The sequence below is a fragment of the Nocardioides sp. GY 10113 genome (assembly GCF_004919105.1).
Lineage (GTDB): Bacteria > Actinomycetota > Actinomycetes > Propionibacteriales > Nocardioidaceae > Nocardioides.
In genome coordinates, this window is the sequence record NZ_STGK01000007.1 from 111,234 (window position 1) to 123,730 (window position 12,497).

Annotated in this window: 9 protein-coding genes; 4 read left to right on the forward strand and 5 right to left on the reverse strand. The window is 72.4% G+C overall.

The features are described 5' to 3' along the window. Nucleotides 1-248 precede the first annotated feature (248 nt). The 5 genes from E8D34_RS11060 to E8D34_RS11080 all read right to left on the reverse strand — a co-directional run bounded on the left by E8D34_RS11060 (nucleotide 249) and on the right by E8D34_RS11080 (nucleotide 7,645). Nucleotides 249-1,448: an amidohydrolase gene (locus E8D34_RS11060; RefSeq protein ID WP_206056676.1), complete on the reverse strand. Its 1,200-nt coding sequence runs from the start codon at nucleotides 1,446-1,448 to the stop codon at nucleotides 249-251. A 101-nt stretch (nucleotides 1,449-1,549) separates the two neighbouring features. Then, nucleotides 1,550-2,692 (reverse strand): ScyD/ScyE family protein, encoded by a 1,143-nt coding sequence (locus tag E8D34_RS11065; RefSeq protein WP_136594689.1) that lies wholly within the window; start codon nucleotides 2,690-2,692, stop codon nucleotides 1,550-1,552. A 98-nt stretch (nucleotides 2,693-2,790) separates the two neighbouring features. Further along, the gene (gene meaB / locus E8D34_RS11070) at nucleotides 2,791-3,789 is read right to left on the reverse strand and encodes a methylmalonyl Co-A mutase-associated GTPase MeaB (protein WP_136594690.1); all 999 of its coding nucleotides are present in this window, start codon (nucleotides 3,787-3,789) and stop codon (nucleotides 2,791-2,793) included. After that, a complete protein-coding gene (gene scpA, locus E8D34_RS11075) occupies nucleotides 3,786-5,951 on the reverse strand; it encodes a methylmalonyl-CoA mutase (RefSeq protein ID WP_136594691.1) in 2,166 nt (721 codons plus the stop codon). The genes meaB and scpA overlap by 4 nt, the downstream gene beginning before the upstream one ends. After that, on the reverse strand, nucleotides 5,948-7,645 hold the full coding sequence (locus E8D34_RS11080; protein ID WP_240771294.1) for a methylmalonyl-CoA mutase family protein: 1,698 nt from the start codon (nucleotides 7,643-7,645) through the stop codon (nucleotides 5,948-5,950). The genes scpA and E8D34_RS11080 overlap by 4 nt, the downstream gene beginning before the upstream one ends. Nucleotides 7,646-7,795: 150 nt before the next feature. Here E8D34_RS11080 and E8D34_RS11085 point away from each other — a divergent pair, with 150 nt between their 5' ends. The 4 genes from E8D34_RS11085 to E8D34_RS11100 all read left to right on the forward strand — a co-directional run bounded on the left by E8D34_RS11085 (nucleotide 7,796) and on the right by E8D34_RS11100 (nucleotide 12,487). Next, nucleotides 7,796-8,854 (forward strand): glycosyltransferase, encoded by a 1,059-nt coding sequence (locus tag E8D34_RS11085; RefSeq protein WP_136594693.1) that lies wholly within the window; start codon nucleotides 7,796-7,798, stop codon nucleotides 8,852-8,854. Nucleotides 8,855-8,969: 115 nt separating this feature from the next. Continuing rightward, the gene (locus E8D34_RS11090; RefSeq protein WP_136594694.1) at nucleotides 8,970-9,683 is read left to right on the forward strand and encodes a succinate dehydrogenase cytochrome b subunit; all 714 of its coding nucleotides are present in this window, start codon (nucleotides 8,970-8,972) and stop codon (nucleotides 9,681-9,683) included. A 12-nt stretch (nucleotides 9,684-9,695) separates the two neighbouring features. Then, on the forward strand, nucleotides 9,696-11,747 hold the full coding sequence (locus E8D34_RS11095) for a fumarate reductase/succinate dehydrogenase flavoprotein subunit (RefSeq protein ID WP_136594695.1): 2,052 nt from the start codon (nucleotides 9,696-9,698) through the stop codon (nucleotides 11,745-11,747). After that, nucleotides 11,744-12,487, forward strand: coding sequence for a succinate dehydrogenase/fumarate reductase iron-sulfur subunit (locus E8D34_RS11100; protein ID WP_136594696.1), 744 nt, complete (start codon nucleotides 11,744-11,746; stop codon nucleotides 12,485-12,487). The genes E8D34_RS11095 and E8D34_RS11100 overlap by 4 nt, the downstream gene beginning before the upstream one ends. Nucleotides 12,488-12,497 lie beyond the last annotated feature (10 nt).

The following is a 12,497-nucleotide window of genomic DNA, read 5'->3' on the forward strand; positions in this document are numbered from 1 at the left end:
GCGGCGCTGTCGCGTTCGGGTGGCGCGGTGGCCGCCGGTCGCGCAGCGGCTGCAGGCGGGGTCGCCGGGGTGCGGCGGGGTCGTGTGTCCGAGACATCGCCATACCGGGGCCTCAGGCACACGACCCAGACCAGCGCCAGACCCCCAGCACCCAGAACCGCCTCGTGTGCCCGAGACATCGCCATACCGGGGCCTCAGGCACACGACCCAGACCGGGGCCGCGCAGGAGGAGGGACCGGTCGGCAGGCTCAGGAGCCGGCGGCCAGCGATCGCACGGCGGCGCCGGCCAGCACCCGCGCGCCGACGCCGATCGAGCCCTCGTCGACGCGCAGGTCGCCCTGGTGCAGGTCGTACGTCGGGCCGCCCGGCGTACGCGTGCCGAGCCGGAACATCGCGCCGGGCACCTGGGTCTGGTACCAGCCGAAGTCCTCGCCGCCCAGGCTCTGCGGCACCTCGATCGTGCGGTGCGGTCCCCAGAGGGCCTGCACCGTCTCGCGGATCAGCTCGACGCTGTCGGCGTCGTTGACGACCGGCGGGACACCCTGCAGGTAGTCGACGTTCGCGGTGATGCCGTAGGGCCGGACGATGTCGTGGACGGCCTCGCGGACCACCGCCTCGACCTCGGTCCACGCCTGGGCGTCGAGGATCCGGACGGTCCCGGCCACCAGCCCGCGGTCGGGGATCACGTTCGGCGCCGCGCCGGCCCGCAGCAGGCCCCAGACGACGCTGACCCCCGCGCGGGGGTCCATCCGACGGCTCAGCACCGCGGGCAGCTCGGTGGTCACCTTGGACAGGGCGAAGGTCAGGTCGCCGGTCAGGTGCGGTCGCGAGGTGTGGCCGCCGGTGCCCTCCAGCCTGACCTCCAGCCGGTCGGCCGCGCTGGTCAGCGGGCCGACGCGCAGCCCGACGGTGCCGCAGTCGACGGCCGGCTCGCAGTGCAGTCCGAACACCCGGTCGACGCCGTCGAGCACCTCCTGGGCGAGCAGGTGCTTGGCGCCGCCGGGCATCACCTCCTCCGCGGGCTGCAGCAGCAGCCGCACGCGGCCGGGCAGCGCGCTGCGGTCGTGCAGCTCGGTCAGCGCGTGCGCGGCGCCGATCAGCGCTGCCATGTGGACGTCGTGGCCGCAGGCGTGCGCCACGCCGGGCACCTGGCTGGTCCACGGGTCCTCGGTGAGGTCCTGCACCGGTAGGCCGTCGAGGTCGGCGCGCAGCGCGACGCAGCGCGGCCCGCGGCCGAGGTCGGCGACCAGGCCGCTGCGCGGCATCGGCCGCACGTCCCAGCCGGCGCGGGCCAGCACCTCGCCGAGCCGGTCGGTGGTGCGCCGCTCCTGCCAGGAGAGCTCCGGGTGGCGGTGCAGGTCGCGGCGCAGCTCGATCAGCTCGTCCTCGACCTTGCCGACGCAGGCGTCGATCGTCGCGACCGCCTCGGAGACACCGTCCAGTTCCACGTCGGCAGGCTACGCGGTTCGCGGGCGACGGACACCAACGGCCCGATCGCCGGATGCCCACCACCCGCAGGAGGGGCGGCGGACATCCGGCGGACGGCGGGTCAGCGGTACCGGACGAGCTCGCCGGCGGGCTCCTCGGCGAGCGCGTTCACGGTCGCGTAGAGACGCCAGCCGTTCATCTCGACCTCGGCGGGGGTCGGCGCCTCCGCGAACGGCCAGACCCGGGAGGACCCGGGGTAGATCTTGACGATCCGGCCGGCGAACAGCTCCGTGGCGTACATCGCGCCGCGCGGGGTGAGGGCGAGTCCGGTCGGCGCCGCCAACCCGGTGACCAGGGTGCGGACCGCGCCGGTGCGCGGGTTGATGCGGTGGATGGCGCCGACGGGCAGGATCTCGCCGATCCCGCCGCCCAGCGTGGTCACGTACAGGAACCCGTCGCGACCGACCTCGATGTCGGTGGGCACCGGCTCTCCGGTGAACTCCTTGCCCAGCACACACTCGGGCAGGGGCACCTCGGCGGCCGCGGCGGCCTCGATCACCTCGGGCGTCGCGACGACCTTCACCGCCGGCAGCACCGCTACCTCGCGGACCCGACCGGAGGGCGAGATCGCGACCACGTCGTTGGCGCCGGCGTCAGCCAGGTACGTGGTCCGCGGCGTCGCGGCGGTCGCGTACGGGTGCGAGTACGCCTCGCCCTGGTAAGGCAGCAGGAACGGCGGCAGCTGGGCCGCGCACTCCTCGTCGAGGCCCGAGAACCCGTACGTGACGTCGCCGTCCGGGTTGTGCGCGGCCTCGAACGCACCGACGTCCGCCAGTACGCGGGCCTTCCCCCCGCGCTTCAGCACCATCACCGAGGCGCTGGGGGTGGCGGGCGACTCGGCCCCCGCGGACAGACGCGGCGCTGCGCCGCCGGGAACCGGCTCCTCCGGCATCTCCTCGGCCGGGGTGATGGCGAAGACGACCCTCTTCCCGAGCACCGAGACCGCGCCGACCTCGGCCCCGGGCTCGGCCGCCTGGTAGACCACCCGCGGCTCGGCGCCGCGGCGCACCTTCAGGAGCTGGCCGGCGAAGTTCTGGCTGACGTAGGCCGTGCCGTCGTTCGCGATCGCGGCCCGCAGGGGCGAGATGAGGCCGCCGGCGAGCGTGGCCGGCTCCGCGGGCGGCGGTGCGGCCTGGGCGGGACTCAGTGTGGTGGCGCCGAGCGCGACGGCGACGGCGGCGAGGGGGATCCTGGAGAGGCGCATGGTGGTAGCTCCGTTGTCTCGGGATGCGGACTCTCTCGCAACTTCGCCCGGGAGACCTCAGCCAGTAATCCCCGAAATCGACGAAAAGTGCGGCGCCATCAAGCCCCGCGGCCGTCGGCGTCGTACGCCGCCAGGATCCGGTCGGCGGCCAGCGGCGCGGTCAGGGCGCCCCCCAGGACCGCGTCGCGGACGTCGTCGCGCACCGACCGCACCCCCGGGGAGCTGCGCAGCCGCTGGTCGAGCTCGTCGCGGACCAGGGCCCAGGTGAACTCCAGCTGCTGCTCGGCACGCTTGCGAGTCAGCCCGTCGGCGCCCAGGTCGTCGCGGTGGCGCAGGACCTGGTCCCAGACCTCCTCCACCCGGTCGCCGGTCAGGCCCGAGCAGGTGACCACCGGCGGCGCCCACTCGTCGTGGCCGCGGACCAGCCGCAGGGCGCCGGCCAGCTCGCGGGCCGCACCCCGGGCCTCCCGCTCGCGGTCACCGTCGGCCTTGTTCACCGCGATCACGTCGGCGATCTCCAGGATGCCCTTCTTGATGCCCTGCAGCTGGTCGCCCGTGCGGGCCAGCGTCAGGAAGAGGAACGTGTCGACCATTCCCGCGACCGTGATCTCGGACTGGCCGACGCCGACCGTCTCGACCAGCACCACGTCGTACCCGGCCGCCTCGAGGACCGCCATCGCCTGGGTGGTCGCGCGAGCGACGCCGCCGAGGGTGCCGGCGGACGGCGAGGGGCGGATGAACGCGTTCGGGTCCACCGACAGCTGCGCCATCCGGGTCTTGTCGCCGAGCACCGATCCCCCGGTGCGCACGCTCGACGGATCCACCGCGAGTACGCCGACCCGGTGCCCCGCGGCGGTCAGCCGGCCACCGAGCGCCTCGATGAAGGTGGACTTGCCGACCCCGGGCACGCCGGAGATGCCGACCCGCACCGCCGGCGCGCGGCCGGCGGCGTCCTCGACCAACCGGGTCAGCAGCTCGCGCGCCGCGGCGCGGTGCCGCGGCGCGGTCGACTCGACCAGCGTGATCGCCCGCGACACCTGCGCGCGGTGGCCCGCGCGGATCCCCTCGAGCAGCCGCTCGACCTCCACCGTGCTCAGTGGCCGAGCAGGTCGCGCAGCTTGGCGAGCAGGTCCAGCGCGGACTCGGCGATCACCGTGCCGGGGAGGAACACCGAGGCGGCGCCCATCTCCTTCAGCGTCGGCACGTCGTCCGGCGGGATGACGCCCCCGATGACGACCATGATGTCGTCACGTCCCTGCTCGGCCAGCGCCTTCTTCAGCGCCGGGAGCAGGGTCAGGTGGCCGGCGGCCAGCGAGGAGACGCCGACGATGTGCACGTCGGCGTCGATCGCCTGCTGCGCGACCTCCTCCGGGGTGGAGAACAGCGGCCCCACGTCCACGTCGAAGCCCATGTCGGCGAAGGCGGAGACGACCACCTTCTGACCGCGGTCGTGACCGTCCTGGCCCATCTTGGCGACCAGGATCCGGGGCCGGCGGCCCTCCGCCTCGGCGAACTCGTCGGTCGCCTCGCGGACCTGGGCGACGAGGGAGTCGCCGGCGCCGTCGTTGGCCTGGGCGGCTTCGTCGCGGTACACGCCGGAGATGGTACGGATCACCGCCTGGTGGCGGCCGTACACCTTCTCCAGCGCGTCCGAGATCTCGCCGACGGTGGCCTTGTTGCGGGCCGCGTCGACGGCCAGGGCGAGCAGGTTGCCCTCGCCCGACTCGGCGCTGCGGGTCAGCGCGTGCAGCGCGACCTCGACGTCCTCGGCGTTGCGCTCGGCGCGCAGCCGCTCCAGCTTGGCGACCTGCTGGCGGTAGACGTCGTCGTTGTCGACCTTGAGCACCTCGAGCGGGTCCTCGGACTCCAGCCGGTAGGTGTTGACGCCGATCACCCGCTGGGCGCCGGAGTCGATCCGGGCCTGGGTACGGGCGGCGGCCTCCTCGATGCGCATCTTCGGGATGCCCTGCTCGATGGCGGCAGCCATGCCGCCGGCCGCCTCCGCCTCCTGGATGTGGGCCCAGGCGCGCTCGGCGAGGTCGTGCGTCAGCCGCTCGACGTAGTAGGAGCCGGCCCACGGGTCGATCGACTGGGTGGTGCCGCTCTCCTGCTGCAGCAGCAGCTGGGTGTTGCGGGCGATCCGCGCGGAGAAGTCGGTCGGCAGCGCGATCGCCTCGTCCAGCGCGTTGGTGTGCAGGCTCTGCGTGTGGCCCTGGGTGGCCGCCATCGCCTCGATGCAGGTGCGGCCCACGTTGTTGAAGACGTCCTGGGCGGTCAGCGACCAGCCGGAGGTCTGGCTGTGGGTGCGCAGGCTCAGCGACTTCGGGTTCTGCGGGTCGAACTGGCGCACCAGCCGGCTCCACAGCGCCCGGGCCGCGCGCATCTTGGCGACCTCCATGTAGAAGTTCATGCCGATCGCCCAGAAGAACGAGAGGCGCGGCGCGAACTGGTCGATGGTCAGCCCCGACTCCAGGCCGGCGCGGATGTACTCCACGCCGTCGGCCAGCGTGTAGGCCAGCTCCAGGTCGGCGGTCGCCCCGGCCTCCTGCATGTGGTAGCCGGAGATCGAGATCGAGTTGAACCGCGGCATCTCCGAGGAGGTGAACGCGAAGATGTCCGAGATGATCCGCATGCTCGGCGCCGGCGGGTAGATGTAGGTGTTGCGGACCATGAACTCCTTGAGGATGTCGTTCTGGATCGTCCCCGCGAGCTGGCTCGGCTTCACCCCCTGCTCCTCCGCGGCGGCGATGTAGAGCGCCAGCACCGGCAGCACGGCGCCGTTCATGGTCATCGAGACCGACATCTGGTCCAGCGGGATGCCGTCGAAGAGCGTCCGGGTGTCGTAGATCGAGTCGATCGCGACACCGGCCATGCCGACGTCGCCGCGGACCCGCGGGTGGTCGGAGTCGTAGCCGCGGTGGGTGGCCAGGTCGAAGGCGACCGAGAGGCCCTTCTGGCCGGCCGCCAGGTTGCGCCGGTAGAACGCGTTGGACTCCTCGGCGGTGGAGAAGCCGGCGTACTGGCGGATGGTCCACGGCTGCGTGGTGTACATCGTCGGGTACGGCCCGCGCAGGAACGGGCTCAGGCCCGGCCAGGTGTCGAGCGCGTCGAGGCCGGCGATGTCCTCGGGGCCGTAGGAGGGCTTGATCGCGATGCCCTCGGGGCTGTGCCACGGGTCGGTGTCGCCGTGCGCGGCCGGCTGACCGGGGGTGCCACCGCCCAGCGTCAGGCCGGCGAAGCTCTTCGGAATGCTGCTCATGCCAGCGCCTCCCGGGTGCGGGTCAGGAACGCGAGGGCGTCCACGCCCATCGCGCACGAGTCGTCGGTGTAGTCGGTCGGCTTGCCGGCGATGATCACGCGGGTCGCGCCAGCCTCACGCAGGGCCGCGGCGGCCTCCGCGCCCCACTCGCCGTACGCCGCGTCGGCGCCGGCCAGGCAGGCCACCGACTGACCGTCGTACGCCGCCAGCAGGTCCTCGACGCCGGCGGTCGGCCCGGCCGGGTCGACCGCGACGCCGCCGGCCGCGAACAGGTTCGTCGCGAAGGTGGCCCGCGCCGTGTGCTGGGCGATCGGGCCGAGCGTGGCCAGGAAGACCCGCGCGGCGGCGGGCTCGTCGCGCAGCGCCTCGAAGGAGGCGCCGTAGCGGCGGACCGGCTCGCCGGCGTCGACCAGCGGGGCGCGCTCGGGCAGGGTCTCGGCCAGGTTCGGGAACTCGCTGATCCCGGTCAGCGGGCGCTTGCGGGTCGCCACCTCCTGCTCGCGGCGGGCCACCACGTCGGCGATCAGCGGCTCGAGGTCCTCGCCCGCGTCGAGGCGGGCGAACAGCTCCCACGCCGCGACCGCGGTGTCGTCGGTCAGCTTCTCCACCACGTAGGAGCCACCGGCGGGGTCGGCGACCTCGGCGACGTGCGACTCGTCGATGAGCAGGTGGGAGAGGTTGCGCGCGATCCGGCGGCCGAACCCGTCGGGCTGGCCGAGCGGCGCGTCGAACGGCAGCACGGTGACCGCGTCGGCCCCGCCGACGCCCGCGGCGAAGGCGGCCACGGTGGTACGCAGCATGTTCACGTAGGGGTCGTACTTGCCGAGCATCGGACGGCTGGTCACCGCGTGCTGGCGCTGCTCGCGCGCGTCCGCGTCCTCGACCCCGCTCAGCTCCAGCACCCGGGCCCAGAGCCGGCGCGCCGCGCGCAGCTTGGCGATCGTCGGGAACTGCTCCGCGGTGGCGGCGTAGCGGAACTCGATCAGCGCGGCAGCCTCGGCGACGCCGATCCCGGCGTCGGTCAGCGTGCGGAGGGCCGCCACGCCGGTGGCCAGCGCGGCGGCCAGCTCCTGGACGTCGGAGGCGCCGCGGTCGTGCACGGCGGTGCCGTCCACCACGACGCCGAGGACGCCGAGGTCGAGCGCGAGGCGGGCCACGGCGACCAGGTCCTCGGGCGAGGCGGTGGCCGCGTCGGCGCCGAGGTTGGTGTGCGGGTGCGGGTCGACGTACCGCTCCGCGACCAGCGCCGCGAACGCGCGGGCCGCCGCGAGCGGGGCGGGCGAGGAGATCGCCACCGGGGCGAGGTCGAGCAGCACCTTGTCCAGCACGTCGGGCAGGTCGGCGCCGTCGGCGGTGCTCACCCACATCGAGGTGACGCCGCCGTCCAGGTCGACCAGGGCGTGCTCGTTGAGCAGCGCGGCGTCGGCGTGGCCGTAGTGGGCGCGGATGTCCCACGCTCCCGCCCGGGTCGGCCGGCCGGCGGTCTGCAGACCGTCCAGGTCCGCGGGCGTGCCCAGCGGGGTGATCGGGATCCCGTCCAGCGTGGAGCGGGTCAGTCGGTCCCAGACCAGCGAGTCGGCGTCGTCCTCGGCGAGCTTCCGCGACTTGCGGAGCACGGCCGCGGCGGCGGCCTCCCACTCCGCACCCGAGTGGGTGTCCTCGGGCTGCGCGAGCGTCAGCGGCGTGTCAGTCACGCGGTCAGGGTAGCCGCGGTGGGCCCGCACCCGTCCCCGGGACCATCCGTCGAGCGACGAGCGTCACACGCCCCGAGCGGCCGCCGGCCGTTCACCTGGACTCCGCCTGGACGCAGCAGACCGTGCGCGTGGGGCTCGCACCCTGGCCGCATGAGGATCACGCTGGTGACCGAGACCTTCTACCCGGCCGTGGACAGCACCACGACCACGATCAAGGCGACCGCCGACCGCCTGCTCGACCTCGGCCACGCGGTGCAGATCGTCGCGCCCGGCCCGGGTCTGGCCAGCTACCGCGGTTGCGAGGTGGCCCGGGTCCGCCCGCTGGAGCCGACCGGGTCGCAGATCAGGGACACCCTGGCCGGCTTCCGGCCCGACATCGTCCAGGTCCACTCCCCCCGCGCCGTCGGTCGCAAGGCGATCAAGCACGCCAGCCGACTCGGCCTGCCGACCATCGCCGTGGAGCAGTCACCGGTCCTCGACCTCGCCGCCGACTACTGGCGCAGCCGGATCGCCGGCCGCGCGGACCTGACGCTCGTCACCTCGTCGTGGATGGTGGCGCGGGCCGCCGAGCTCGGGGTCCACGCCCGGGCCTGGGCGCCCGGCGTGGACACCGCCGCCTTCACCCCCGCGCTGCGCGACCACTGGCTGCACTCCGTCTGGTCGAAGGCCAAGGCGCGCCGACACACCCCGGCGCTGGTGGTGGTCGGCTACGTCGGCGCACTGCACAAGCACCACGGCGTACGGCGACTGGCCGAGCTCGCCGCGCTGGAGGGGATCCGCCCCGTGCTGATCGGCGACGGTCCCGAGCGGGACTGGCTGCAGCGCCGACTGCCCCAGGCCAAGCTGATCGGCCCGCTCGCCACCGGCGACCTCACCGTCGCGCTGCCGACCCTCGACGTGCTGGTCCACCCGGGCACGCACGAGACGGACGGCCACGTGCTGCGCGAGGCCGGCGCGGCCGGCGTACCGGTGGTGGCGCCGCGGGCCGGTGCGGCCGCCGAGATCGTGCGGCACCTGGAGACGGGCGTCCTCTACGACCCCGACCGGAGGGGCGACCTGGTGCGGGCGGTCGACTCGATGGCCGCCGACCGGCAGCGGGCGCTGCTGGGCACGCACGCCCGCACGGTGCTGGCCGAACGGACCTGGCACGACGCGGTCGAGGAGCTGGTCGGACACCACTACGCGACGCTGGCGCCGGCGCTGGCCTGAGGCCGCTGCGGGACGGTTGGCCCCGCCCGCTACGCTAGGTAAGGGCACCCTTACGTGCATATCTCACACCGGCCGCGTGACCTACGGCTCGGTAGCAGGGGTAGCCTGACCCCTCGTGGCAACGACGACGCGACCCTCATTGGTCAAGGGCTCCCGGTCGACCAGGTCGACCATCGCCCTCAAGCTCCTCATGGCCGTCAGCGGCCTGCTGTTCATCGCCTTCGTACTGGGGCACATGTACGGCAACCTCAAGGCTTTCGCGGGTGAGGAGGCGTTCAACCACTACGCCGAGCACCTGCGCGAGATCGGCGAGCCGCTGCTCCCGCACGAGGGCTTCCTCTGGATCATGCGGATCGGCCTCATCGCCGCGGTCGTGATCCACGTGGCCTGCGCCGTGGCGCTGTGGCGTCGTGCCGCCGCCGCCCGCCCCGTCAAGTACGCGGTCAAGCGCAGCACCACCTCGCTCTCCTCGCGCACGATGCGCTGGGGCGGCCTGACGATCCTCGTGTTCGTCGTCTGGCACCTGCTCAACTTCACGATCGTCAAGATCAACCCGAGCAACGGCGACACCGGCGGCGACAACCCCTACGCCCTGCTGGTCGACACCTTCGACGTGTGGTGGATGACGATCATCTACCTGATCGCGATGGTCGCCCTCGGCTTCCACCTGCACCACGGCACGTTCAGCTCGCTGCAGACCCTGGGCCTGACCAACTCGGCGACCTCGCGGGCCCGCGCCCGCGCCACCGGCTGGATCGTCGCCATCGTCATCGCGGGCGGCTTCTCGCTGGTTCCGCTGTCCGTCCTCGTCGGCATCATCGAGAAGTAAGGAGCCGCACCCATGGCTGGCAGCACCCTCCACGACGGCCTCACCCCGCTCAACGCGGCCCCCACGCAGGTCTCCGACGACGCCGAGGGCTTCTACACCCTCGGTGACGGCCTCGTCGACCCGAAGGCCCCGACCGGTCCGATCAAGGACCGGTGGACCACGCGCAAGTTCGAGAACCGGCTGGTCAACCCGGCCAACCGCCGCAAGCTCTCGGTGATCATCGTCGGCACCGGCCTGGCCGGCGGCGCCGCCGCGGCCACCCTCGGCGAGGCCGGCTACAACGTGAAGTCCTTCTGCTACCAGGACTCCCCGCGTCGTGCGCACTCGATCGCCGCCCAGGGCGGCATCAACGCGGCCAAGAACTACAAGGAGGACGGCGACTCGACGTACCGCCTCTTCTACGACACGGTCAAGGGCGGCGACTACCGGGCCCGCGAGTCGAACGTCTACCGCCTGGCCGAGGTCAGCGCGAACATCATCGACCAGTGCGTCGCCCAGGGTGTCCCCTTCGCCCGCGAGTACGGCGGCCTGCTCGACAACCGCTCCTTCGGTGGCGTGCAGGTCTCCCGGACCTTCTACGCCCGCGGCCAGACGGGTCAGCAGCTGCTGATCGGCGCCTACCAGGCCATGGAGCGCCAGGTCGCCGCCGGCACGGTGGAGCAGTTCACCCGCCACGAGATGCTCGACGTGATCGTCGTCGACGGCAAGGCCCGCGGCATCATCGCCCGCGACATGGTCACCGGCGAGATCGAGACGCACCTGGCCGACGCGGTCGTCCTGGCCACCGGCGGCTACGGCAACGTCTACTTCCTCTCCACCAACGCGATGGGCTCGAACGTCACCGCCGCGTGGCGCGCGCACCGCAAGGGTGCCTACATGGCCAACCCCTGCTACACGCAGATCCACCCGACCTGCATCCCGGTCACCGGCGCGCACCAGTCGAAGCTGACCCTGATGTCGGAGTCGCTGCGCAACGACGGCCGGATCTGGGTGCCGAAGAACGTCGAGGACTGCGACAAGGACCCCCGCGAGATCCCCGAGGCCGACCGCGACTACTTCCTGGAGCGGATCTACCCCTCCTTCGGCAACCTGGTCCCCCGCGACATCGCCTCCCGTGCCGCCAAGTACATGTGCGACGAGGGCCGCGGCGTCGGACCTCAGGTCGAGGAGACCGGCCCCGACGGCGAGAAGCGCATGGTCCGCCGCGGCGTCTACCTGGACCTGGGTGCCGCGATCGAGCGCCTCGGCAAGGAGGCCATCGAGGAGAAGTACGACAACCTCCTCGACATGTACGAGCGGATCACGGGTGAGAACCCCTACGAGCTGCCGATGCGGATCTACCCCGCCGTGCACTACGTGATGGGCGGCCTGTGGGTCGACTACGAGCTGCAGACCAACATCCCCGGCCTGTTCTGCGCCGGTGAGGCGAACTTCTCCGACCACGGCGCGAACCGCCTCGGCGCCTCCGCGCTGATGCAGGGCCTCTCCGACGGCTACTTCGTGCTGCCGAACACCATCCGCGACTACCTCGCCGACGGCCCGTTCGAGACCGTCGACGAGTCGCACCCGGCCGTGGTCGAGGCGCGGCAGGCGGTGCAGGCACGGATCGACCAGTTCCTCTCGATCGACGGCACCCGCACCGTGGACTCCTTCCACAAGCAGCTCGGCCAGATCATGTGGGAGTACTGCGGCATGGAGCGGACCAAGGAGGGCCTGATCAAGGCCATCGGCCTGATCCGCGACCTCAAGAAGGAGTTCTGGAGCAACGTCAAGGTGCTCGGCTCCGCCGACACCCTCAACCAGGACCTCGAGAAGGCCGGCCGCGTCGCCGACTTCATCGAGCTCGGCGAGCTCATGTGCATCGACGCGCTCAACCGGCGCGAGTCCTGCGGCGGCCACTTCCGGGCCGAGTCGCAGACCGAGGACGGCGAGGCGATGCGTCACGACGACGAGTTCGCCTACGTCGCGGCCTGGGAGTGGGGCGGTGAGGATGGCTCGCCGGTCCTGCACAAGGAAGACCTGATCTACACCGCCATCGAGATGAAGCAGAGGTCGTACAAGTGAAGATCACCCTCAAGATCTGGCGCCAGAGCGGCCCGCAGGACCAGGGCGGACTCAAGACGTACCAGCTCGACGGTGTCTCCACCGACATGTCGTTCCTGGAGATGCTCGACCTGCTCAACGAGCAGCTCGTCACCTCCGGCGAGGAGCCGGTGGCGTTCGACTCCGACTGCCGCGAGGGCATCTGCGGCATGTGCTCGCTGATGATCAACGGCCAGGCGCACGGCCCGGAGGTCACCACGACCTGCCAGCTGCACATGCGCTCCTTCTCCGACGGCGACACGATCACCGTCGAGCCGTGGCGCGCCGAGCCGTTCCCGGTGATCAAGGACCTGATCGTCGACCGCTCCGCGTTCGACCGGATCATCCAGTCCGGCGGCTACATCTCGGCCAACACCGGCTCGGCCCCCGAGGCCAACTCGGTGCCCGCGCCCCGCGACAAGGCGATGCGCGCCTTCAACGTGGCCACCTGCATCGGCTGCGGCGCCTGCGTGGCGGCGTGCCCGAACGGCTCCGCGTCGCTGTTCCTCGGCGCCAAGATCACCCACCTGGGCGAGCTGCCGCAGGGTCAGCCGGAGCGCTACTCGCGCGTGGTCGACATGGTCGGCCAGCACGACCACGAGGGCTTCGGCGGCTGCACCAACATCGGCGAGTGCGCCTCGGCGTGCCCCAAGGAGATCCCGCTGGACGTCATCAGCCAGCTGAACAAGGACCTCCGCACCGCGATGAAGATGGGCCTCTGACCCGCCGTAG

What these genes read in the sequence shown, in the direction of transcription:
- E8D34_RS11085 (WP_136594693.1), top strand. Translation starts at nt 7,796, where the DNA reads ATGAGGATCACGCTGGTGACCGAGACCTTCTACCCGGCCGTGGACAGC.
- scpA (WP_136594691.1), bottom strand. Translation starts at nt 5,951, where the DNA reads ATGAGCAGCATTCCGAAGAGCTTCGCCGGCCTGACGCTGGGCGGTGGC.
- E8D34_RS11095 (WP_136594695.1), top strand. Translation starts at nt 9,696, where the DNA reads ATGGCTGGCAGCACCCTCCACGACGGCCTCACCCCGCTCAACGCGGCC.
- E8D34_RS11065 (WP_136594689.1), bottom strand. Translation starts at nt 2,692, where the DNA reads ATGCGCCTCTCCAGGATCCCCCTCGCCGCCGTCGCCGTCGCGCTCGGC.